General features: G+C 71.3%; 14 protein-coding genes. 2 read left to right on the top strand and 12 right to left on the bottom strand.

From position 1 onward, the window contains the following. Positions 1 to 24: 24 nt before the first annotated feature. From treY to Q3A80_RS18485, 12 genes are all read right to left on the bottom strand, one after another. A complete protein-coding gene (gene treY, locus Q3A80_RS18540; protein WP_446330374.1) occupies positions 25 to 2,823 on the bottom strand; it encodes a malto-oligosyltrehalose synthase in 2,799 nt (932 codons plus the stop codon). Further along, positions 2,820 to 5,111: a 4-alpha-glucanotransferase gene (gene malQ, locus Q3A80_RS18535; protein ID WP_446330373.1), complete on the bottom strand. Its 2,292-nt coding sequence runs from the start codon at positions 5,109 to 5,111 to the stop codon at positions 2,820 to 2,822. The genes treY and malQ overlap by 4 nt, the downstream gene beginning before the upstream one ends. Continuing rightward, on the bottom strand, positions 5,108 to 6,985 hold the full coding sequence (treZ, locus tag Q3A80_RS18530) for a malto-oligosyltrehalose trehalohydrolase (RefSeq protein WP_446330372.1): 1,878 nt from the start codon (positions 6,983 to 6,985) through the stop codon (positions 5,108 to 5,110). The genes malQ and treZ overlap by 4 nt, the downstream gene beginning before the upstream one ends. A 9-nt stretch (positions 6,986 to 6,994) precedes the next feature. Next, a complete protein-coding gene (gene glgX / locus Q3A80_RS18525; RefSeq protein WP_446330371.1) occupies positions 6,995 to 9,109 on the bottom strand; it encodes a glycogen debranching protein GlgX in 2,115 nt (704 codons plus the stop codon). 32 nt (positions 9,110 to 9,141) lie between these two features. Next, positions 9,142 to 11,343: a 1,4-alpha-glucan branching protein GlgB gene (glgB, locus tag Q3A80_RS18520; protein WP_446330370.1), complete on the bottom strand. Its 2,202-nt coding sequence runs from the start codon at positions 11,341 to 11,343 to the stop codon at positions 9,142 to 9,144. Continuing rightward, the gene (gene treS / locus Q3A80_RS18515; protein WP_446330390.1) at positions 11,340 to 14,759 is read right to left on the bottom strand and encodes a maltose alpha-D-glucosyltransferase; all 3,420 of its coding nucleotides are present in this window, start codon (positions 14,757 to 14,759) and stop codon (positions 11,340 to 11,342) included. The genes glgB and treS overlap by 4 nt, the downstream gene beginning before the upstream one ends. Further along, the gene (locus tag Q3A80_RS18510; RefSeq protein WP_446330369.1) at positions 14,759 to 18,151 is read right to left on the bottom strand and encodes a maltotransferase domain-containing protein; all 3,393 of its coding nucleotides are present in this window, start codon (positions 18,149 to 18,151) and stop codon (positions 14,759 to 14,761) included. Before Q3A80_RS18510 ends, treS begins: the two co-directional genes overlap by 1 nt. Before the next feature lie 273 nt (positions 18,152 to 18,424). Further along, positions 18,425 to 18,913 (bottom strand): phage protein NinX family protein, encoded by a 489-nt coding sequence (locus tag Q3A80_RS18505; RefSeq protein WP_446330368.1) that lies wholly within the window; start codon positions 18,911 to 18,913, stop codon positions 18,425 to 18,427. 13 nt (positions 18,914 to 18,926) lie between these two features. Next, positions 18,927 to 19,742, bottom strand: a complete 816-nt coding sequence (locus tag Q3A80_RS18500) for an endonuclease/exonuclease/phosphatase family protein (RefSeq protein ID WP_446330367.1) — start codon at positions 19,740 to 19,742, stop codon at positions 18,927 to 18,929. Then, the gene (locus Q3A80_RS18495; RefSeq protein WP_446330366.1) at positions 19,733 to 21,952 is read right to left on the bottom strand and encodes a VTT domain-containing protein; all 2,220 of its coding nucleotides are present in this window, start codon (positions 21,950 to 21,952) and stop codon (positions 19,733 to 19,735) included. The genes Q3A80_RS18500 and Q3A80_RS18495 overlap by 10 nt, the downstream gene beginning before the upstream one ends. Further along, positions 21,949 to 22,287, bottom strand: coding sequence for a hypothetical protein (locus Q3A80_RS18490; protein ID WP_446330365.1), 339 nt, complete (start codon positions 22,285 to 22,287; stop codon positions 21,949 to 21,951). Before Q3A80_RS18490 ends, Q3A80_RS18495 begins: the two co-directional genes overlap by 4 nt. Then, positions 22,284 to 22,979: an MgtC/SapB family protein gene (locus Q3A80_RS18485; RefSeq protein WP_446330364.1), complete on the bottom strand. Its 696-nt coding sequence runs from the start codon at positions 22,977 to 22,979 to the stop codon at positions 22,284 to 22,286. The genes Q3A80_RS18490 and Q3A80_RS18485 overlap by 4 nt, the downstream gene beginning before the upstream one ends. A 176-nt stretch (positions 22,980 to 23,155) precedes the next feature. Here Q3A80_RS18485 and Q3A80_RS18480 point away from each other — a divergent pair, with 176 nt between their 5' ends. Continuing rightward, entirely contained in the window at positions 23,156 to 23,398 is a 243-nt protein-coding gene (locus Q3A80_RS18480; RefSeq protein ID WP_446330363.1) for a DUF6566 family protein, read from the top strand. Positions 23,399 to 23,478: 80 nt separating this feature from the next. After that, the gene (locus Q3A80_RS18475; RefSeq protein ID WP_446330362.1) at positions 23,479 to 24,186 is read left to right on the top strand and encodes a succinate dehydrogenase/fumarate reductase iron-sulfur subunit; all 708 of its coding nucleotides are present in this window, start codon (positions 23,479 to 23,481) and stop codon (positions 24,184 to 24,186) included. The last annotated feature ends 4 nt before the right edge of the window (positions 24,187 to 24,190 follow it).

Raw genomic sequence — 24,190 nt, 5'->3', positions numbered from 1 at the left:
ACGCGGCCGCGCGAGCGGGCAGGTTCATCGCGTTTCCGGACTCGCCGCAATCGCGGTATCGCCGCCGCGTGCCGCCATCAGCACTGCCACCGGCAACGCCGCCAGACACCGATCGAGCCGCAGCGTACCGTCGTCCGATGCATCGGCTTCGTCGCCGTCGCTCAGCCAGTCGCGCCAGCGCGTCGGTGCGCCGCGCGGCAGCACGACCGCCGTCTCACGCCATTCATCCGGCGCGACGCACGGCAACCCCGGCATCTCCCCGAGCAACCGGCACGCGAGCCGCGTCACGACGACGACGACCGTCACGCCTTCACCGCACCGCGCGAACGCTACCGCATGCCGCCCGAGCCTGCCGCGCACGCGTAGCGGCACATACGCGCCATCCGAGAACGCGGCGGGCCAGCGCGCGCGCAGCGCCAGCATCCGTTCGACGAGCGCCCGCTTCACGCGCGCATCGGGCCACGCGTGCAGATACGAGGCGACCGGCTCGTCGACCCGCTCGGCCGCGAGCGTCGCGAACGGCACGTCGCGACGGTTGTCCGGATCGACGAGCGAGTGATCCCACGACTCGGTGCCCTGGTACAGGTCGGGCACGCCCGGCGACGCCATCCGCAGCGCCGCCTGCGCGAGACTGTTGACGACGCCGGCCGGCGCGATCCGCGCGACGAACGCATGCAGCCGGTGCACGAAATCGCCCGCGCCGTGCGGCGTCAGGATCGCGCGGACGAACTGCTCGCACGCGCGCTCGTAGTCCGCGTCGGGCGCGAGCCAGTCCGTATGCCGTTTCGCCTCGCGCAGCGCCTTCGTCTGCCAGCGCACCACGCGTTCCGCGAGCGCCGCGAGCCCGGCCGCGTCGTCCGGCGCGAGCGCCGGCGGCCAGCAACCGACGAGCGTCTGGTACAGCATCGCTTCCGCGGCCGGCCCCGGCGTCCATGCGAGATCGCGATGCGCGCCGCCGCGCTGCCGCAGGTTCAGCGCGGACCAGTCGAGCGACACCGCGCGCCACAGGTCGGGCACTTCGCTGAGCACCGCGAGCCGCGCGCGCGCATCCTCGCCGCGCTTGTGATCGTGCGTCGCGGTCGCGACGAGCGTATGCGGCACGATGCGCGCGCGCCGCCGGTTGCGCGCATGGAACGCGCCGCGCGACAGGCTGAAGTCGCCGGCGTCGGCGCCGACTTCGTTGCGCGACAGCAAGCGGCCATACCGGTAGTTGGCCGTGTCTTCGACGCCCTTCGCGGCGAGCGGCGCGGTGAGCTGCGCGAACGCGACGCGCGCCGCAACGATTGCCGCGGCATCGGCGCGCGGTGCGCGCGCGCCGGGCAGCCCGAGCCAGCCGGCGACGCGATCGAGCGCGTCGCGATCCGACGGATCGATCGCGGCACATGCGGCGTCGTACGCGCGTTCGAGCACGCGACGATCGGCGCCGGTCGGCTCGTCGCCGTGCGCCGGATACATCCGGTATACGGGCAGGTGCACGGCAAGCTCGCCCAGCACGCGATGAATCGCGATGCGGCTGACGTCGCGCGTGGCGGGCGCCGCGCGCGCGATCCGGTGCAACGCCCGCGCGACACGCTCGTGCTCGCCGGCGAGCTGGCGCTTCAGCACGCGCCGCTTGCCGGCGACCGCTTCGTCGGCGAACGCGCGCGCGGCGCCCGACACGGCCGCCCAGTGTGCGGCGAGCGGCTCGGCCCCGGCCGGATCGTGCAGCAGCGCGGCCACGTCGTTCATGAAGTCGTAGCCGGTCGTGCCGTCGACGTGCCAGTCGTCGCGCAGCGTCTCGCCCGGCGCGAGGATCTTCTCGACGACGATGTACGGTTTTGCGTCGCGCTGCGCGGCGAGCCGCGCATGCAGGCGTCGGCAGTACGCGCGGGGATCCGCGAGGCCGTCGACGTGATCGACGCGCAGCCCGTCGATGTCGCCGGCCGCATGCAGCGCGAGCGGCAGCGCATGCACCGCGTCGAACACCGCCTCGTCGTCGACGCGCACGGCCGCGAGCGTCGCGATGTCGAAGAAGCGCCGCCAGTTCAGTTCGTCGGCAGCCGTGCGCCACCACGCGAGCCGGTAATGCTGGCGCTCCAGCACGTGGTGCAGGCACGCGCGCGAGCGCGCACGCCGCGGATCGGCGCCGCGCAATACGGCGTCGAACGCATGCGGGCCCTGCGCGGCGGCGTAGTCGCGCAGCGCGGTGTGCGCGGCGGCGAGACGCGCGCTGCCGCGCACCGGCGCGGCAGCGAAGCGTTCGGCCAGCGCGTTCAGGTCGGCGCGGTTCGCGGTGCGCAGGATCTCCGCGTAAGTCGACACGGCGACCGGCAGCGTTCGGCCCGGACACGCGATGAAGAAGCGCCCGGCCGACGCATCCGCGCCGAGCGTGATGTCGCCGGCGGCGAGCGCGTCGCCGTACGGCGCGCCGAGGCACGGCAGCAGCACCTTGCCGTCGAGCGCGGCATCGGGCGGATGCCAGTCGATGTCGAAGTAGTGCGCGTACGGGCTCGCCGGCCCCCATTCGAGCACGTCGTTCCACCAGCCGTTCGACGTGCCGCCGACGCCCATGTGGTTCGGCACGATGTCGACGATCACGCCGAGGCCGCGCGCGCGCAGCGTATCGACGAGACGCCGGAAGCCGGCTTCGCCGCCGAGTTCCGCGCTGATCGCGCGATGGTCGACGGTGTCGTAGCCGTGCAGCGAACCGGGTTCGGCCGTGGTGATCGGCGACAGGTACAGATGGCTCACGCCGAGCCGCGCGAAATAGTCCGCGTGCGCGGCCGCGTCGTCGAACGTGAAGCCCGCGTGCAGCTGCAGCCGCAGGGTCGCGCGCGGCGTCATGCATCGTCCTCCGGCGTGCGGCGCGCGTGCTCGATCGCCGCGATGCGCGTGCGCACGTCGGCGTCGAACAACGCGTCCACCGCGCGCGGCAGCCGGCGCAGCCAGTTCGGATGGCCGCACGGCGGGCCCGGCAGGTTCGGCTGGGCGTCGAGCGCGAGCAAGTCCTCGAGCGGCACGATCGCGAGCGGCGCCGGGCTGCGCGCGACGTATGCGAGGACTGCGTCGACCGGTGGCGCGTCCGCTGCCGGCATCGCGTCGTCGGCCGCCGCGCATCCGGCTTGTTGCAACGCGTGCCAGAGCGCTGCGCGATCGGTCGCGCGTTCGGCTTGCGCGGAGGCGCCGGACGTGCCGGACGCAGCGGCTGCCGCGAGGTCGGGGTCGGGCGGCGACGTGTCGCCCGGTGTTCGAGTGCCGGAGCCGGCGCCCGTATCGTCACGCAGGCACGGCTTGTTCCGTTCGTCAAAGCCGGAGTCGTGTGCGGCGGCAGCCAGTCCGACGTCGCCACCGGCATTGCGCGGGCGCCCGTGGTTCGTCTCCACACGCCGCCGCCATTCGAGATCGACGCCACGCCACCAGCCCGATACGGTCGGCAGATCGTGCGTCGACGTCATCGCGATCGTGTCGCGATCCCACGCGGCCGGCGCGCGGAACGCACCGTCCGCTTCGCGCTCGAACCACAGCACGCGCATCCCCGCGATGCCTTGCGCGCCGAGCCGCTCGCGGAAACCCGCCGGCACGGTGCCGAGATCCTCGCCGATCGCGACCGCGCGATGCCGCGCCGCCTCCAGCGCAACGAGCCGCACGAGATCGTCGATCGGATAGCGCAGGTACGCGCCGTCGCGCGGCGACGCACCGTCCGGCACGATCCACAGCCGCGCGAAACCGAGCACGTGGTCGATGCGGATCCCGCCCGCATGCGCGAACGCCGAGCGCAGCAGTTCGACGAACGGCATGAAGCCGTTCGTGTGCAATGCCGCGGGTGTCCACGTCGTCACGCCCCACGCCTGGCCGTCCGCATTGAACAGGTCGAGCGGCGCGCCGACCGACACGCCGCGCAGCAGCGTCGTGCCGTGCGCCCACGCGTCGCTGCCGGTGCGATCGGAGCCGACCGCGAGGTCGGCGATCAGCCCGATCGCCATCCCCGCATCGCGCGCCGCGTGCTGCGCGTTGCCGAGCGCATCCGACGCGCACCATTGCAGGAACGTGTGGAACGCGATCGTATCGGCATGCGCGTGCGCGAACGCGTCGACTTCGGCCGATGCGGGCATCCGCCATTGCGCGGGCCATTGCCGCCAGTCCGCGCCGATCCCGTGTTCGATGCAGAACGCCTGCAGCGCATCGAAGCGCGCGTGCGCGTCGAGCGCCGCACCGCCGGCCGCACGGAACCGTTCGAACGCGTCGCGCGATGGCTCGCCGCTCGCCCGCCACGCGTCGAAGCATGCGCGCAGGCGGCGCAGCTTCTGCGGCAGCACGTGCGGCCAGTCGATCAGCGGCGTGTCCGGGGCGGCCGCGATGCCTGCAGTGTCGCCGTTCATGCGCCGCACGATATCGGCGCCCGGCACCGCGTCGCCGTCGAGATACGCGACGTTGTGCCAGCGCCGCGACGACGGCGAATACGGGCTGTCGTGCTCGGGCAGTGCCGGATAGCCGGCATGCGTCGGACTGATCGCGATCGCGTGCGCACCGTGCCGCGCCGCGTGCGCGGCCAGGCCGGCGAGCGCGGTGTAGTCGCCCGCGCCGTCGTCGTTCGCGCGGCGCAGGCTGTACAGCTGCGCCGCGATGCCCCAGCGGCGCTGCGCATGCGGCGTGCCGTCCGGCGCATGATCCGCGTCGAACGGCCTGTCGAACAGCCCGTCGAACGGCCGCGCGCGCGGCGGCGCGATCGCGATTCCGATCCGCTGCTCGCCGATGTCGAGCGCGTGATAACCGGGCTGCGTGAGCGCCGGCAGCGTGCCGTATTCGCCCGCGCCGCCCACGCGCCCGTCGACGTGCTCGCCGGATTCGAGCGCGATCCGGAAGCGCGCGCCGGGCGGCGTGATGCTGCGCGGCAGGGTCAGCGGCACGCCGGCGTCGCCGGTGACGAGCCGGGGCGTTGCAGCGTGCGCATCGATGAGCGCGGCCGCGCTGTCGACCCGCTCGATCGGCGTGCCGCATGGCCAGCCGAGCGCATCGACGAGCGCGATCAGCGCGTCGTCGTTCACGCGCCGCGCGGCGCCGCCTGCGTCGATCCAGTCGGGTTCCAGCCCGGCCGCCCGTGCGAGTTCGTCGATCGGTACGTCGGTGGTCATGGGCGTCGGTGTCCGTTCGGGCGGTGATGCAGCGCATCGTGATTGACCGCGCCGTCGCGCCACGCGATGCACGCGCGCGCGGGCAGCCGCTGGTCCGGCAGCCGGTCGCGCGCGCGCGGCGGCGTCTCGAACACGATCTTGCCGACCGGCAACGCGGTCAGCACCGCGTCGTACGACGCGGGATTGAACGCGATCGTCAGCGTGCTGCCGTCGCCGAGCCGCCAGCGCGCGACGAGCGCCGCCGCGTCGCCGTTGCTCGCGCCGTTGCCGGCCAGCAGCTCGACGCCCAGCGCATGCGCGCCGGGCAGGTGCGGCGTCACGAGCGCCGCGCGCACGGTCAGCGCGCTGCGGTAGAAGCGGCGCCATTCGTCGCCGTCGGGCCACGCATCGACGTCCGCATGACCGGGCGACGAGCGCACGAACGTGCCGATGTCGTTCGGATCGGGGATCGCGTCGCGATGCACCGGATCGGCAAACGCGGAAAACGCCGCGAACTCGCGGCGGCGGCCTTCGCGCACCGCGTCCGCGAGCTCGCCGCGATAGTCGGTGAAGAACTGGAACGGCTGCGTGCTGCCGTCTTCCTCGCCCATGAACAGCAGCGGGATCTGCGGCGCGAGCAGCATCAGCGCGGTGGCCGCGCGCACCGCGTCGTCGTTCGCGAGCGCACGCAGCCGTTCGCCGAACGCGCGGTTGCCGATCTGGTCGTGGTTCTGCAGGAACGTGACGAACGCGGTCGGCGGCAGATGCGTGCTCGGCTCGCCGCGCGGCGCACCGCCGTGCAGCGGCGACGGCTCGCCCTGGTACGCGAATCCTTCGCCGAGCGTGCGCGCGAGATGGCGCAGCGGCGCATCGGCGTATGCGCGGTAGTAGCCTTCGCGCTCGCCGGTCAGCAGCACGTGCGTGCTGTTGTGGAAATCGTCGTTCCACTGCGCGTCGAAGCCGTCGGGCCCGAGCAGGCTCGCCGAATTGCGTTCGTTCTCGAGCACCAGATGCACGTGCCGCGCGTCGCCCGCATACGCGCGTACGCGATGCGCGAGTTCGCGCAGCCACGCATCGTCGTCGATCGCATGCGCGGCGTCGATGCGCAGGCCGTCGAAGCGGAATTCGTCGAGCCAGTACAGCGCGTTGTCGATGAAGAACGTGCTCGGCTGCTCGCGCGTGAAGTCGATCGCGGGCCCCCACGCGGTCTGCCGGTCCGCGCGGAAGAATTGCGGCGCGTAGCGCGGCAGCAGGTTGCCCTCTGGGCCGAAGTGGTTGTACACGACGTCGAGAAACACCTGCAGCCGCAGTCCGTGCGCGGTATCGATCAGCGACTTCAGTTCCTCGGGGCGCCCGTACGACGCATCGGGCGCGAACGGCAGCACGCCGTCGTAGCCCCAGTTGCGCGCGCCGGGGAACGCGTTGACGGGCATCAACTCGATCGCGGTCACGCCGAGTGCCGCGATCGCCGGCAGCCAGCGCTCGACGTTGCCGTAGCCGCCGCAGGCGCCGACGTGCAGCTCGTACAGCACCGTCTCGTGCCAGGGCCGGCCGCTCCATGCGTCGTTGCGCCAGCGGTACGCGGCCGGATCGACGACCTGGCTCGGCCCGTGCACGTCATACGGCTGAAAGCGCGACGCCGGATCGGGCACCGCGAGATCGTGGTCGAGCAAATAACGATAGAGCGTGCCCGGGCCGCACGGCGCGATCACCTCGAACCAGCCGTCGCCGGCCGCGTGCATGACGACGCGCTGCTCGCCGTGCAACTCGACCGTCGCGGTGCGGCTCGCGGGCGCCCACAACCGGAAGCGCGTGTGCCCGGCATCGACGCAGGTCGCGCCGAACGACGACGCGAACGCATGCGTGCCGGACGAATGGGCGGAACGTGACGTCATGGCGGCTCCTTACGAGGGCAGGTCGGGTGGCACGGCCGCGACCGCGATCACGGCCGCGTGCGCGGCGACGTCGAGGCCGGCTTCTGGCCACGAGCGCGGGCCGGTGTCGGGCGTCGCGGTGTCGAGCAGCACGCGATACTCGAGCACGGGCGCGGGCGGCTTGAACGTGATCTTGCCGGCCGACGCGTTCAGCATCACGAGCAGCGCCTCGGTGCGGCCGGTGCGGCCGGTGCCGACGCGCCGCATCGTCAGCGCGTGGCGTTCGCCGTCCTCCCACGCGGGCACGCTGAGCTCTTCGCCGTGCTCGTCGAACCAGCCGATCTCGCGCATGCCGGGTGCGCCGTCGCGGTCGCCGTTCGGATAGCGCGGCACGGACATCACCGGATACATGCGCCGCATCGCGGCGAGCCGCGACACGAAGCGCATCATCTGCACGCCTTCGTCGCTGTGCGCAAGATCCCAGTCGAGCCACGACAGTTCGTTATCCTGGCAATACGCGTTGTTGTTGCCATGCTGCGTGCGGCCGAACTCGTCGCCGGCGACGATCATCGGCGTGCCGAGCGCGGTAAACAGCGTCGCGAGCATCGAGCGCGCGACGCGCGCGCGCAAGTCGCGGATCTTCGGATCGTCGGTCGGCCCTTCGACGCCCCAGTTCGCGCTGCAGTTGTCGTCGCGGCCGTCGCGGTTGTCCTCGCCGTTCGCGTCGTTGTGCTTGCCCGCATACGACACGAGATCGGCGAGCGTGAAGCCGTCGTGCGCGGTGATGAAATTGACCGACGCCCAGGTGCGGCGCCGCTGGTGATTGAACAGGTCGGCCGAACCGGCGAGCCGCGCGGCGAGCTCCGGGCGCTGCCCCGCGTCGCCGCGCCAGAAGCGCCGCACCGTGTCGCGGAAGCGGTCGTTCCATTCGGCGAAGCCGGGCGGATGGCGGCCCAGCTGGTAGCCGCCCGGGCCGAGATCCCACGGTTCGGTGATCAGCTTGCGCTGCGCGAGCACCGGGTCCTGCCGCAATGCGTCGAAAAAACCCGCGCCCGGCTCGAAGCCGTGATCCTCGCGGCCGAGCGTCACGCCGAGATCGAAGCGAAAGCCGTCGATGTTGAACGCGGTCGCCCAGTAGCGCAGCGAATCCATCACCATCTGTACGACGCGCGGATGCGACATGTTCAGCGTGTTGCCGCAGCCGGTTTCGTCGACGTGATAGCGCGGATCGTCCGGCCGCAGCCGGTAGTAGCTCGCGTTGTCGAGGCCGCGCCACGACAGCGTCGGGCCGAGCTCGTTGCCTTCGCACGTGTGGTTGTAGACGACGTCGAGCACGACCTCGATGCCGGCCGCATGCAGCTGGCGGATCGCGATGCGCATCTCGTCGAGCCGCCGCGTCGTCAGATACGACGGCTCGGGCGCGAAGAACGCGGCCGTGTCGTAGCCCCAGTAATTGCGCAGCCCGCGATGCACGAGCGCGCGCTGCTGCAGGAACGCATGCACCGGCAGCAGCTCGATCGTCGTCACGCCGATCGACAGCAGGTGATCGATGAACGCCGGGTGCGCGAGCGACGCGAACGTGCCGCGTTCCGGCGTGCGCAGGCCGGCGCGGCGCATCGATGCGCCGCGCACGTGGGTCTCGTAGATCACGGTGCTGCGCCACGGCACGTTCGGGCGCCGGTCGGTGCTCCAGTCGAACGCCTCGTCGACGACCACGGCCTTCGGCATCGCGGGCGCCGAGTCGCGGCGGTCCATCGACAGATCCGCGCGGTTCGAGTGCACGCGATAGCCGAACAGCGCGTCGGACCAGCGGAAATTCCCGACCAGCTTGCGCGCGTACGGGTCGAGCAGCAGCTTGGTCTGATTGAAGCGATGGCCGTGCTGCGGCTGGTACGGGCCGTCCGCGCGGAAGCCGTACACCGTGCCGGGATGCGCGTTCGGCAGGTAGCCGTGCCACACCTCGTCGGTGCATTCGGGCAGGTCGAGCCGCGCGAGCTCCTTGCGGCCGGTCGGGTCGAACACGCACAGCTGGATGCGGTGCGCGTGCGCGGAAAACACCGCGAAATTGGTACCGAGCCCGTCCCAGGTCGCGCCGAGCGGATAGCAGCGGCCGGGTTCGAGACGGGCAGGCAGGGCGGTCGGCATGGGGATCGTCTCCGTGTCGAGGGCGCCGGGCGTCAAGCCGGGCTCAGCCATAGGGTCGCAAGCGGCGGCAGGCGCAACGCAGCCGACCACTGCTCGCCGTGCGCGGGTACGTCCTCCGCCCACACGGCGCCGTCGTTGCCGGCATTGGTACCGCCATACACGGCGGCATCGGTGTTCATCAGTTCGCGCCACTGTCCGGGCGCGGGCAGCCCGACGCGATAGCCGGCGCGCGGCACCGGCGTGAAATTGCAGACCGCGACCACGATGCGCCCGGTATCGTCGCGGCGCGCGAACGCGAACACGCTGTTGTCGCGATCGTCGCCGATCAGCCACGCGAAGCCCGCGGCATGGCAGTCGAGCGCATGCAGCGCCGGCTCGGCCGCATACGCGCGGTTCAGGTCGCGCACGAGCCGCTGCACGCCGCGATGCGCAGGCGCGTCGAGCAGGTCCCAGTGCGGCGTCGCATCGTGCGCGAACTCGGCCCATTGCGCGAACTCGCTGCCCATGAACAGCAGCTTCTTGCCCGGATGCGCCCACATGAAGCCGAAATACGCGCGCAGCGTCGCGAGCCGCTGCCACGCGTCGCCGGGCATCTTCACGGCGAGCGAGCCCTTGCCGTGCACGACCTCGTCGTGCGACAGCGGCAGCACGAAGCGCTCGGAGAACGCGTACACGAGCCCGAACGTCATCCGGTCGTGGTGATAGCGGCGATGGATCGGATCCTCGCGCAGATACGCCAGCGTGTCGTGCATCCAGCCCATGTTCCACTTGAAGTCGAAGCCGAGCCCGCCGTCGGCGGTCGACGCGGTGACGCCCGGCCACGCGGTCGATTCCTCGGCGAACGTGACGACGCCGGCCGGCGCGAGCGCACCGTGCAGCGTGTCGTTCAGCGCGCGCAGGAACGCGACCGATTCGAGGTTCTCGCGGCCGCCGTACACGTTCGGCACCCATTCGCCTTCCTTGCGCGAATAGTCGCGGTACAGCATCGACGCGACCGCGTCGACGCGAATGCCGTCGACGTGATAGCGGCGCGCCCACGCGAGCGCGGATGCGATCAGGAACGCGCCGACTTCGTTGCGCCCGAGGTTGAACACGCAGGTGTTCCAGTCGGGATGCATGCCTTCGCGCGGATCGGCGTGCTCGTACAGCGCGCTGCCGTCGAACTGCGCGAGCCCGTGCGCGTCGTTCGGAAAGTGCGCGGGCACCCAGTCGACGATCACGCCGATGCCGGCCGCATGCGCGCGGTCGACGAAGCGCGCGAAGCCGTCGACCGGCCCGAAGCGCGCGGACGGCGCGAACTGCGCGAGCGGCTGGTAGCCCCACGAGCCGCCGAACGGGTATTCGGAGATCGGCATGAATTCGACGTGCGTGAAGCCCATTCCCTGCACGTACGGGATCAGCCGCTGGGCGAGCTCGTCCCACGTCGAACTGCGGTCCATCTCCTCGGGCACGCGCTGCCACGACTCCGGATGCACTTCGTAGATCGACCACGGGATGCGGAAACGGCGATCCGGATGCGGCCGCGCGTGGATCCACGGTTCGTCGTGCCACGCGAACGCGTCGAGCGCGGCCGTATCGGCGACGACGGACGCGGTGTGCGGCGGCTCCTCCGTCGCGCGGGCGCACGGGTCGGCCTTGTGCGGCAGCACGTGGCCGTCGCTCGCGCACAGCTCGTACTTGTAGCGCTCGCCCGCGCCGAGGTCCGGCACGAAGATCTCCCACACGCCCCACGGACGCCGCAGCCGCATCGGGTGGCGCCGGCCGTCCCACGCGTTGAAGTCGCCGACCACCGATACGCGCTGCGCGTTCGGCGCCCACACCGCGAAACGCACGCCGTCGACGCCGTCGACCCGCGCGGGCGCGGCGCCGAAGCACTCGAGCACCGCGGCCGGGTCCCCCGCCGCGAAGCGCGCGAGCGCCGCATCGTCGAGCAGCGTGCCGAACGCATACGCGTCGCCGGTCACCTGGCGCGCGTCGGGCCAGTCGATCGCGAGCCGGTAGTGGCCGTCATGGGCGAGCGTCCCGGCGAAACAGCCGGCATCGTCGACGCACGACAGCGTGCCGAGTTCGTCGCCGTCGGGCGTCACCGCGCGCACGCGCCGCGCACCGGGCAGCAACGCGCGCACGACGATCCCGCCGGCGTGCCCGTGCGGGCCGAGGCACGCGAACGGGTCGGGATGGCGGCCGGCGAGCAGCGCATCGATATCGCGGCGGTCGAACAGCGTGTCGGTCATCGGTTGCCTCCTTGGTCGGGCGTGCGGTCGGCGGCAAGCAGGCGTTCGACGAGTGCGGCGAGGCCGCTGACCGGCACGCCGAGCCAGTCGGGGCGGTTCGCGGCTTCGTAGCACAGCTCGTACGACGCCTTGTCGATCAGGAACAGCGCGAGCAGGCGATCCGCGTAGTGCGGATCGACGAAGCGCTCGGGCGCCTGGTCGGCCGCCGCGCGATAGCATTCGACGAAGCGGTCGGCGGCGGCCTGCCCGAAGCGGTCGAACAGCGCGCGCTTGCGGCGCTCGGCCTGCGGCGGCGCCTTCTCGATCGCGAATTGCGCGGTCGCGCTCACGTACGACAGCGAGCGCAGGAAACCGGCCACGTCGCGCAGCGGATGCGACTTCGCGCGGCGGCGCTCGAGCGCGCGCGCCGGTTCGCCTTCGAAATCGATCAGCAGCGCATCGCCCTGTACGTCGAGCACCTGGCCGAGATGGAAGTCGCCATGAATCCGGATGCATTGCGCGTCGAGCGTGCGCGGCACCAGTTCGCCGAGCGCCTGCACGGCCGCGTCGCGCGATGCGAGCAGCGTGTCGGCGGCGGCGCGCGCGGCCGGGTCGAGCGCTTCGAGCGCGTCGAGCCGCGTGCCGAGCACGTCGAGCGCGTGCTCGAACGACGCGATCGCATCGACGCACCAGCCGTCGACGTGTTCCGGCGTCGCGTGCTCCGGCGTGAACGCCGGATCGTCGGACGGCTGCGCGAGCGCGACGTGCAACTGCCCGAGCCGCGTGCCGACGATGCCCGCGAACGCCGCGTAGCCGAGCAGCGCGTCCGGCTCCTCGTCGGGCTCGGTCGTGTCGCCGTCGCCGGCCGCCGGCAGCGCGAGCTCGTCGACCGCGCGTTTCAGGAAGTCGAACGAACGCGTCCATGCGTCGCCCTGGTTGTCGACGTAGCGCTGCAGGATCGCGACCGTATGCGGCCTGCTGTCCGGATCGACGTGCACGACTTCGCCGGCGAGCGTCGCGGTGTTCGCATAGCCGATCCGCGTCAGGTAGCGGCTCATTTCGGCTTCCGGATGAATCCCGTGCGCGACCTTGCGCACGAGCTTCAGCACGATCGCTTCGCCGATCACGAGCGAGCTGTTGCTCTGCTCGGCCGCGAGCCAGCGCACCTCGGCGTCGTCGCCGGGGTCGAGCGCGGCAAGCGCGTGTTCGGGCAGGAAGTCGACGCGGCCGCCGTCGGCGGTGGGCACCGTTGCGCCGTCGCGCAGCTTGCGCAGCATCCCGCGCGCGAACGCCGGCAGCGCGAACGCATCGGTCAGGTAGCCGACGGTATGGCCGCGCCGCACGCGTGCGAGCGCGAGCTGCGCGAACAGCGGATGCGATGTTTCGCCGCCCCACGCGGCGGCGAGCGGCACGACGTAGCGCTCGACGCCGCCGTCGCTTGCGGACACCCACGCTTCCGCGTACTGGAACGGCTCGTCCGGGATCGGTGTGACGACGTTCAGCCACGCGTCGCCGATCTTGCGGTCCTTCGATGCGAACCAGCGCCGCCGCGCGAGCCACGACGCGAGCGCATCGTGCGCGAGCGTGTGCAGTTGCGCGACGTCGGGTCGCACGTCGCCGCGCCGCATCACGATCGTCACGTATTCGGGCAGCGGCTCCGCGTGCGGCTGCCGCCACGACGGCTCGCGGCCGTGCTCGGACAGCACGAACCACAGGAACCCGTACGGCGGAAACGTGAGCAGGTACGTGAGCTGGCCGATCGGCGGAAACGGCGAGTCCGACGTCATTTCGATCGGCACGCGGCCCGCGAATTCGGACAGGTCGAGCTCGACCGCCTGCGACGCGCGCGACAGGTTCGCGACGCACAGCACCGGCTCGTGGCCGTCCAGTTCGCGCAGGTAGGCGAGCACCTTGCGGTTCTCCGGGCGCAGGAAGCGGATCGTGCCGCGCCCGAACACCTGCGTCGCGCGGCGCGTCGCGAGAATGCGGCGCGTCCAGTTCAGCAGCGAATGCGGATCGCGCGTCTGCGCCTCGACGTTGATCGCGTCGTAGCCGTACAGCGAGCCCATCACCGGCGGCAGCACCAGCAGTTCCGGGTCCGCGCGCGAGAAGCCGCCGTTGCGGTCCGACGACCACTGCATCGGCGTGCGCACGCCGTCGCGATCGCCGAGGTGGATGTTGTCGCCCATCCCGAGCTCGTCGCCGTAGTAGATCACCGGCGTGCCGGGCATCGACAGCAGCAGCGAGTTGATCAGCTCGATGCGGCGCCGGTCGCGCTCCATCAGCGGCGCGAGGCGGCGCCGGATCCCGAGGTTGAGCCGCGCACGGCGATCCGACGCATAGGTCTGCCACAGCAGGTCGCGCTCCGAGTCGGTCACCATCTCGAGCGTCAGCTCGTCGTGGTTGCGCAGGAATACCGCCCACTGGTTGCTCGGCGCGAGCGCCGGCGTCTGCCGCATGATGTCGACGATCGGGAAGCGGTCCTCGCTCGCGATCGACATGTAGATGCGCGGCATCAGCGGGAAGTGGAACGCCATGTGGCATTCGTCCTCGTGGCCGAAGTATTCCTGCACGTCTTCCGGCCACTGGTTCGCTTCCGCGAGCAGCATCCGGTTCGGATACTCGGCGTCGATCGTCGCGCGGATCCGCTTCAGGACCGCGTGCGTCTCCGGCAGGTTTTCGTTGTTGGTGCCTTCGCGCTCGACCAGGTACGGCACCGCGTCGAGCCGCAGCCCGTCGATGCCGAGATCGAGCCAGAAGCGCATCACCTGGATCACTTCGCGCACGACGGCCGGGTTGTCGAAGTTCAGGTCCGGCTGGTGCGAGTAGAAGCGGTGCCAGTAGTACTGGCCCGCGATCGGGTCGTGCGTCCAGTTCGACGTTTCGGTATCGAGGAAGATGATCCGCGTGCCCGCGTACTTCGTGTCGGTGTCGGACCACACGTAGTAGTCGCGATGCATCGACCCGGGCTTCGCGCGCCGCGCGCGCTGGAACCACGGATGCTGGTCGGACGTGTGGTTGATCACGAGCTCGGTGATCACGCGAATGCCGCGCGCATGCGCTTCGCGGATGAAGCGCCGCACGTCCGCGAGCGTGCCGTAGTCGGGATGCACGTCGCGATAGTCGGCGATGTCGTAGCCGTCGTCGCGGCGCGGCGACGGGTAGAACGGCAGCAGCCAGATCGTGTCGACGCCGAGCTCGGCGATGTAGTCGAGCTTCATGATCAGCCCGGGGAAATCGCCGATGCCGTCGTTGTTCGAGTCGTAGAACGACTTCACGTGCACCTGGTAGATGATCGCGTCCTTGTACCACAGCGGATCGTCCGCGCACAGCGCGGGCGCGCGGCGCCGCGAACGGCGCCGGCGCGGCGTGCCGGCCGGTGCGAGCGACGGGAACTGCGCGCGGCGCACGTCGTCGAGCGAGTCTTCGCGTTTCATCATGCGTGTGCTCCGTGAGGGCGGCTGGCGTCGCCCGGGTCGGGCGCCGCCGCTCGCGCGGCGCCGGGAGACGGCGCGAGCCGCCAGATCGCATACGGCCGCACGTGCGGGTCGAGCGATACGTATTGCCGATGCCCGCGCCAGGTTTCGGCGTGCGCGGCATCCTGTTCGAGCGCGTCGAGCGGCTCGCCGTCGACGAGCCCGAAGCCGCGCCACAGCGACGCATCCAGCGTGAAATTGGCCGCCTGCGGATGCCACGGATCGAGGCTGATCGCGATCGCGACCACGCTGTCGTGCGACGGCGTCGCCTTCACGAACACGAGCACCTGCTCGTTGTCGGCGTCGACGAACGTGAGGCCGAGATGCGTCTGCAGTGCCGGATGGTCGCGCCGCGCGCGGTTCAGCCGCGCGATTTCGGCGCCGATGTGCGCGGCCTTGCTCCAGTCGCGCGCACGCAGCTCGTATTTCTCCGCGTCCGCGTATTCCTCGCTGTCGGGCAGCGGCGCCGATTCGCCGATCTCGAAGCCCGAGTACATTCCCCACGAGCCGGCGAGCGTCGCCGCGAGCGCCGCGCGAATCACGAACTGCGAGCGCGGCGCATTCTGCAGGTGACGCGGGTTGATGTCCGGCGTATTGACGAAGAAGTTCGGCCGGAAGAACTCGCGCGGCGGGCCGGCCGTGAGCTCGGTCAGGTAGTCGATGAACTCGCGCTTCGATTCGCGCCACGTGAAGTACGTGTACGACTGCGAGAAGCCGACCTTCGCGAGCCGGTACATCATTCCCGGCCGCGTGAACGCTTCCGACAGGAACACGACGTCCGGATGCTTGCCGCGCACGTCGGCGATCATCCACGCCCAGAACGGCAGCGGCTTCGTGTGCGGATTGTCGACACGGAAGATCCGCACGCCCGCTTCGACCCAGAACAGCGCCGCGTCGCGCAGCGCGAGCCACAGGCCCGGCAGCGCGTCCGGCGCATAGAAGTCGGGGTTCACGATGTCCTGGTAGCGCTTCGGCGGGTTCTCCGCATAGCGCAGCGAGCCGTCGGGCCGCCACGCGAACCAGCCCGGATGCTCGGCGAGCCACGGATGGTCCGGCGAGCACTGGATCGCGAAGTCCAGCGCGATCTCGAGCCCCTGTGCATGCGCGGCGTCGACCAGCGTGCGGAACGACGCGAGCGTGCCGAGCTGCGGATGCACGGCCGTGTGGCCGCCGTCGGGCGAGCCGATCGCGTACGGGCTGCCGACGTCGTCGGGGCCGGCCTTCAGCGTGTTGTTGCGGCCCTTGCGCGCGGTCGTGCCGATCGGGTGGATCGGCGGGAAATACAGCACGTCGAAGCCCATGTCGCGGATGCGCGGCAGTTGCGCGATCACGTCGTCGAACGTGCCGTGCCGGTGCGCGTCGTTGCTCGCCGAGCGCGGGAACATCTCGTACCAGCTCGAGAAGCGCGCGGCGCGGCGTTCGACCTCGACCGGGTACACCGTTTCGTCGTGCGTGACGAACGGCCGGTAGCGCAGCGCCGCGTAGGCTTGCGCGAGCGCGGGCGAGCCGAGCAGCGCGAGACGGTCGTCGGGCGACGCGTCCTTGAAGTCGGCCGCCAGCCGTTCCATCTGCCCGCGCGCGTGCGGGTCGGCCGGCTCGGCGAACTTCAGCGCGGTCGCGAGCAGCAGCTGCGCTTCGCGCACTTCCAGCGTCACGTCCTGGCCGGCCGCGCGCTTCTTCGCGACGTCGGTGACGAGCGACGTCCAGTCGTCGCGCCACGCGATCACGCGGAACGCGTGGCGGCCGAGCCGGTCGAGCGCGATGCGCGCGTGCCAGCGGTCGTTCGGTTCCGCGACGAACGGCACCTCGCGCCAGTCGTCCTCGTCGTCCGCACGCCATTGCAGCGCGGCCGCGAGATGCGCATGGCCGTCCGTGAAAATGGATGCGTGGACGACCAGCGTTTCGCCGATCACGCGCTTGATCGCGAAGCGGCCGCCGTCGACGGCCGGCTCGACGCGTTCGATCGCGATCCGGTCGGCCGCGAGCGCGGCGGACAGCGCGGCGCGCTCGCCCGCGGCGTCGGCGTGCGCGGTCGCCGGTTGCGCGCGCCATGCTTCGAGCAGCGCATAACCGCCGGGTTCGAGCGTGAACGCTTCGAGCACGACCGGCGCACGCTTGCGCATGCCGTCGGGCCTCGCGACGTGCGTGAAGCCGCCCGGCACGCCGGGCAGGATCGTCGCGGGGTCGACGCGCGTCGGCGCGTCGAGGTCGGGATTCAGCGCGATCAGCAGCGCCGTGTCGTCGTGTTCCAGCGACGGGCCCATTCCGCGCAGCAGCGCGGTCGCGCTCGCGCCGGGCGCGCTCAGTTGCGCGATTTCGCCGCGCGCGGCTGCCAACGGCGTTGCACGGCGCCACGCATTCGCGTCGGCGATCGCGCCGGACAGGTCGAAGCGCCCATCGTCGAACGCGGCGCGATAGCGCGCGGCGTCCGCGTCGCGTGCCATCAGCGGCAGCGCGACGCCGCGCTCGAAGCCCATCGGCACGAGCCAGCCGGTGCCGACCGCGGCGGCCGTCCACAACGCGCGGTGATACGCGCGGACGATCGTCTCGTCCGGCGCGTCGTGCCAGTCGTCGGCGAGGCGCGGACCGTCGAACGCGTCGGGAAACGCGATCGGCGAACCGATGCGGCGCAGCAGCCGGTGTTCGTCAGCGAACCACGGCGCACGCAGGTCCCACCAGCGTGCGGACGAGAATACCGCGTCGAAGCCGGCCGTCTCGAGTTGCGCGAGTGCGTCGCGCGCATGACCCGGCACGCTGGCGAGGATCGCGACGTCCGGGCGCGCGCGGCGCAGCGCGGCACGCCAGCCGGGCCACCACGCGGCCGGCAGGTGATGCGGCGCGTCGATCAGGAAGCCGGCCGCGCCGGCGTCGGCGAACGTCGTCAGCAGCGCGCACCACCACGTAGCCAGCGCGTCGCGGGTCGCGTCGTCGCCGACCTGCGCATGCGCGACGTCCTGCTCGTGCGCGGCGCTGCGCGGATCGATCAGCGCGTCGTCGTGCGCGCGCTCGACGTACCATTCCGGGTGCTCGGTGCGCAGCGGATTGTCGCGGGCGATGCGGTCGGGCACGACTTCGAGCATCACGCGCAGCCCGTGGCCGCGTGCGAGCTGCGCGAGCCTTGAGAAGGTTTCGAGCGCGCCGGCACGCGTCGCGAACGTCGCGGCCGGCCGGTGGAAGTCCGCGACGTGGCGCGGAAAGCCCGCGACGCTGGCGGCCCAGAAGCCGCCGATCAGCACGTGGTCGAAGCCCATGCCCGCGATGTGCGCGAACGTGTCGGGCCACGCGTCGAGCGGGCCGACGAGTCGGGCGTCGCAGAAGTAGAGGTGTGGGGCGAAGGGCGGTGTGGCGTTCATGGGATGGCGGTGTTGGGCGGCGGCGAACGATGACGGCGGTTCGTCGCAACCCGCGTGCCTGCTGCGCGGCGGCCGGTGCAGCAATGCGCGTGCGGCACGCCGCGCGGGCCATGCTGTCCTTTTTTACATGGCCGCCGTGCGGTTCCTGCATCGCCGGCGGCGCAGCGGGCGCGGCCCGTGCGCCGGTGCGCGTCCCGCGTCACATTCGCGGTCCGGTTCCTGCATCGCCGGCCGTGCAGCCGGTGCGAGTGTGCGTGGTCTCCGGCGCTCGCGTCACATCCGCGGGATCGACCGTATATCCGAGCTGTCGCCGGTGGCCGGATCGTCGTCCGTTTCCGGCAGCGGCACACCGGGGTCGTAGCGCACCGGCGCACCGCGCTGGATCCGGTGCGCAAACGAAGGCGGCGTGTCGACTTCGTCGCCGAAGCGGGCGCGCACGAACGCGCGCAGCAGCGCGGTGCGCACGTCGGGCGCGCGCGCCGCACAGGTCGACGGGCCGTCGACGAAGCACGCGTCGCATTCGACGCCGTCGCCGCGGCGCGCGATCCGCAGGTCGCCGACGCGTTCCAGCACCGCGCCCGCGTCGGCCCATGACGCCGACGGCGCGAAATGCGCGTCGAGGCGCCGCAGCGCATCGCATGCGGCGGTCACGATCACCTTCGGCTCGACGGCGGTGAAGCACAGCGTGTCTTCGTCGTCCGCGCACAATGCACGTGCGCACCAGTAATCGAGGGCAGTTCCGGCGAGTTCGTCGGTTCGCATGGGCAGGGCTCCGTCAGGTTCCGTCAGGGCGGGGCGCTTCGCACGCAAGCGACGTGCCCGACGCCGGCAGCGCACGCATGCGTGCGACCAGCGGATAGTGATCGGACGCGTGCCGGGCCAGCATGCTGCGGTGCACGTTCACGTCGACCAGCAGTTCGCCCGGATGGACCCAGATCCGGTCGAGCGAGAACACCGGGCAGACCGTCGGGAACGTGCGCGGCGCCGGCGCGCGGCGGAACCGCGTGACCAGCGCCTGCAACGCGCGCCCGCGCACGAACCATTCGTTGATGTCGCCCATCAGGATCACCGGCATCGCGCCCGTGTCGAACGCGGCGAGCAGCCGCTGCACCTGCGCGCTGCGCTCGTTCGCGGACAGCCCGAGATGGGTCGCGACCACGCGCAGCATCCCGACGCTGCAGTCGATGTCCGCGTCCAGCGCGCCGCGCGGCTCGCGCTGATGGAACGACAGATCGAGCGTGCGCGCCGCGCGGATCGGGCAGCGCGACAGCACCGCGTTGCCGTAGCGGCGCTCCGGCGTGTCGATCGTCGGGCCGGCCGCCGCGTGCATTCCGGTCGCATCGCGCAGGTGCGCGAGCACGTCGGGCGCGCGCGTGCCGCCGAGCGGCACTTCCTGCAGCGCGATCACGTCCGCGTCGAGTTCGCCGATCACCGCCGCGATCCGGTCGACCGCGCGCGCCGGCCATGCGCCGTAGCCGCCGTGGATGTTGTACGTCGCGATCCGCAGGTCGCGCCCGCCCGGCGCGGCGGCGGGCGGGCCGTCCGACGTCACGATGTCCGGCGGCGGGGCCGGCTGCCGGCTCAGCGCCATCGTCGCAGCACCCTCACGAGCAGCACCGACACGCCGACCAGCACGATGCCGATCGCCGCGAGCCACGCGAACGCGCCGGGGCCCGGATGGCTGAACGCGGCGGTCAGCTGGTGCGCGAACGTGACCGTCAGCACGATGCCGGGCAGCATCCCGATCGCGGTACCGATCAGGTAGTCGCGCAGGCCGATGTGCGACGCGCCGGCGACCAGGTTTACGATCGTGAACGGCGCGATCGGCAGCAGCCGCAGCACGGCCATCGCGACCACGCCGCGCCGGCCGATGTGTTCGCTGAGCCGGTTCGCGCGCGCGCCGGCGAGCCGGCGCACCGCGTCGCGGCCGAGCCAGCGGCCGATCCAGTAGGTGGCGGCGGCTGCCACCATGGTGCCGACGGCCGCGTACGCGAGGCCCGGCCATGCACCGAACACGAGCCCCGTCACGGTGATCAGCAGCGTGATCGGCACCGACAGCGTCGCCGCGATCACGTAGCCGGCGAGCAGCAGCGCGGGCGCGCCCGGCAGCTGCGCGGCGTGCGCGGCCGCGCGCGCGAGCGACGCGACGTTCAGCTCCTTGCCGAGTGGCGAGAAGCGCCATGCGAGCGCGAGTGCGGCGACCAGCAGCACCGCCGTGCCGAGCACGAAAAAGCGCGCGGTCAGCGAGCGATGCTGTTCCTGCGGCACGAATTCGCGCACGAAGCGGTCCGGCTCGATCGGCTGCTCGGGATCGAGCCGCGCGCTGACCGGCACCAGCGCGTCGAGCTGCGGCGTCACCACCGGGTCGAGCGTGCGCAGCGTGCGGCCGGACTTCGCGCGCAGCCGGTCGAGCACGGCGTTCGGCCGGTCCGCATGCTCGAACGCCGCCGCCACGGCCGCCGGCGTCGTATCGAGATGCTCGGCCAGCAGGCGGTCGCGCATGCGCGCGACCGCGGCGCGAATGCGCGCATCGCCGGCCGCGACGAGCGCGATGCAGCATTCGGTGTCGAGCACCATCGACCGGTTGTTCAGGTTCGCGCTGCCGATCACGATGCTTTCGTCGTCGACGATCGCGATCTTGCTGTGCACGTTCACGCATGCGTCGCCGAGCCCGTCGACGTGCGGATACAGCAGCCGGTAGCGGTCGAAGCGGTCGGCGGACTTCAGCGTTTCGTGCAGCCGCGCGCGCAGCACGCCCATCGTCGCTTCCTGCAGCCAGCCGCTCTGCACGCGCGGCGCGACGACCGTTACGTCCGGGCCGTGCGTATCGGCGAGTCGCGCGGACAGCGCGTCGCGCACCACCGCCGCGGTGAAGTACTGGTTCTCGATGTACAGATGGCGTCGCGCGCTGCGGATCGTGTCCTCGACGAGCGCACGCACCTGCTGCACCGGTTCGCGGCCGCGGTGATGCGGCGCCGTGTATGCGATGCCGAGCTGCACGTCGCGCACGTCGACGGGCACGTCGGCCGGCCACGGATCGACGTCTTCCTCGCGATCGAGATGCCGCCGCGCGCGGATCGCGATCGGACGGCCGCACGCATTGAACCAGCGCACGCGCGCCTGTTCGCCGATCGCGGCGGCCGCGTCGCCGTCGAACATCGCCTGCACGTCGTGAAACGGCCCGTACGGCATCCCGTTGCGGTCGCGGCGGCGCGGATCGTCGGCGGCGTGCGCGGGCGTGTCCCAGCGTGCGCGCGTCAGGTCGAGCCCGCCGACGAACGCGAGCCGGTCGTCGATCACGACGAGCTTCTGATGATGCGACGCGCCGCGCGGATGCGTGTCGTCGAGCCGGAAGCGAATGCCGCGATGCGCGCGCCATGCGGCGCGATAGACCGGCGGCCAGTCGCGCTCCAGCGCGTAGATCATCGCGAAGTCCCACGCGAGCACGTAGATGCGCAGGTTGTGCCGCGTGGATGCAAGCGCGTGCAGGAACGCGGCGAGCGTGTCGGGCAGGCCGTCGCCGGTGCCCGCGGGCGACAGATGCATCCGGCTGTCGACGTCCCAGCCGACGATGAACACCGTATGGCGCGCGCGGCGCAGCGCGGCGCGCAGCGTCGCGAAATAGGCGTCGCCGTCGACCAGCATCGCGAAGCGGTCCGCATGGCGGATCGTGTCGCAATTGCGGCCGCGTTCGAGCAGCCCGTGGCGCTGCGGCGCATCCGCACGTGCGGGATCCGCCGCGGTGCCGTCGGGGCCTGCCGTCGCGAACGCGGCGTGCGTCGTGCGGTCCGGCGCGATCATCGCGCGTCGACGTCCCGGTCGCCGTCGATGCGTTGCAACAGCACGTCGCAGCGCGCGCGCAGTGCCTGCAGTTCCGGTGAATCGAGATCGATCCGGATGCGCTCGCCGCTGTGCGGATCGCCGTACAACGACGCGATCTCGTAGATGCCTTCCGCGATCAGCACCGACGCGTGCGCGATCCTGATCCGGTCGAGCCAGTCGCATTCGGCGTGATGGCACGCGAGCCACGCGCGCAGCGCGCCGACGAGCTGACTGGTGGAGAGCCATGCGCCGCCGCGCATGCGCGCGGCGAGCTGGCTCGTCACGAGATACGAGAGCAGGTCCGTCTGGGTCACGCGAAACTCCTTGACGAGTTGTCGGGACAACAGGCGCGCACGCCGGCGATGCCTTGCAGCGTCCGGCAGATCGCTGCAAATTCCGCTCCGCTCGTGCGCGAGAACGACACCGAGATGTCGTCGGTGTCCGGATCGTCGTCCGATTGCTGGACGATGAAGCGCTTCACGCGCACGCGGCCGGTGCCGAGCGCGTCGTGCAGCGTGCCGAGCGTAAGGCCGCCGCGCTCGACCACGAGCCGCAGCGTGCGCTGCTGCCGTTGCGCGATGAAGCGCCGCTCGAGCGGTTTCACGCCGGCGAGGATCGCGAGCACGATCACCGTCGCGCCGATCGACGCGACGTACATGCCGCCGCCCGCCGCTAGGCCGATGCCCGCCACCGCCCACAGGCTCGCGGCCGTCGTGAGCCCGCGCACGACTTCACCGCGTAACAGGATCGAGCCGGCGCCGAGAAAGCCGATGCCCGACACGACTTGCGCGGCGACCCGCGACGGATCCAGCATCACGCCGCTCTGCCCGTGCACGTCTTCGAAACCGAAGATCGACACGAGCATCACGAGTGCCGAGCCGACGCACACCAGCATGTGCGTGCGCAATCCGGCGGCCCAGTTGAGCCGTTCGCGTTCGAGCCCGACCACGCTGCCGAGCAGCGCGGCGAGCAGCAGGCGTCCGAGGAGTTCGATATGGGCGATCATCGTGCCCTCCCTTTTATCTGGCGGACCGGAGCGGTTCGATGCGCAATGGGGACGCAAGGGCCGTGCCGGGCCGGCGCGACCGGGCACGGCTTGTGCGCGTGCGGCCGGCGGCGTGCGCGCCGATCATGCGGCGCGCATTTTTTTCATGTCATCGCAGATAAGCACAGGGGGCCAGCATGCAGCATCAACCGGACGCACAGGTCCGCGACCCGTATCGCGGCCACGAGATTCGCGTATGGGCGCGGCGCAACGAACGCGGCGCTTGGGCGGACGAAGTGCAGGTGTATGTCGATGGCGCGCGCATCGAATTGTTCGTGCCGGAGTCGACGCATCCCGAATGGGTGACCGAGGACGAGGCGCTGCGCGCGGGGGTGGAGCGCGGCCGTTATCTGGTGGACAAGCGCGTCGACGACGACTGACGCAGCGCCGACCGGCACGGTGCTTGCGCGCGGGTTGCCATTTTCGTGACCCCATGCCGGCGCCGCGCCGGGAGGACAAGATGAACGATCCCCGCACGATCCAGATCTACCGCTACGACCCCGATCGCGACGCCGAACCGCACATGCAGCGCTACGAGATCGACGTGAATCCCGGCGACCGCATGCTGCTCGACGTGCTCGGCCGGCTGAAGCGCGAGGACGAGACGCTGTCGTACCGGCGTTCGTGCCGCGAGGGGATCTGCGGTTCGGACGCGATGAACATCAACGGCAGGAACGGGCTCGCGTGTCTCACCAACATGAAGACGCTGCCGCGCGAGATCGTGCTCAGGCCGCTGCCGGGGTTGCCGGTCGTGCGCGACCTGATTGTCGACATGACCGACTTCTTCAACCAGTACCACTCGATCCGCCCGTACCTGATCAACGACTCGGCGCCGCCGGAGCGCGAACGGTTGCAGTCGCCGGAAGAGCGCGACCAGCTCGACGGGCTGTACGAATGCATCCTGTGCGCGTGCTGCTCGACGTCGTGTCCGAGCTACTGGTGGAACCCGGACAAGTTCGTCGGGCCGGCCGGGTTGTTGCAGGCGTACCGCTTCATCGCGGATTCGCGCGATCAGGCGACGGCCGAGCGGCTCGACAACCTCGAGGATCCGTATCGGCTGTTCCGCTGCCGGACGATCATGAACTGCGTCGACGTGTGTCCGAAAGGGCTGAATCCGGCGAAGGCGATTTCGGAGATCCGGACGATGCTGGTGAGGCGGACGGTTTAGCCGG

It is taken from the genome of Burkholderia sp. SR8, assembly GCF_052851275.1.
Note: the sequence above shows the minus strand (reverse complement) of the source record. Positions and strands in the feature narration are given on the sequence as shown.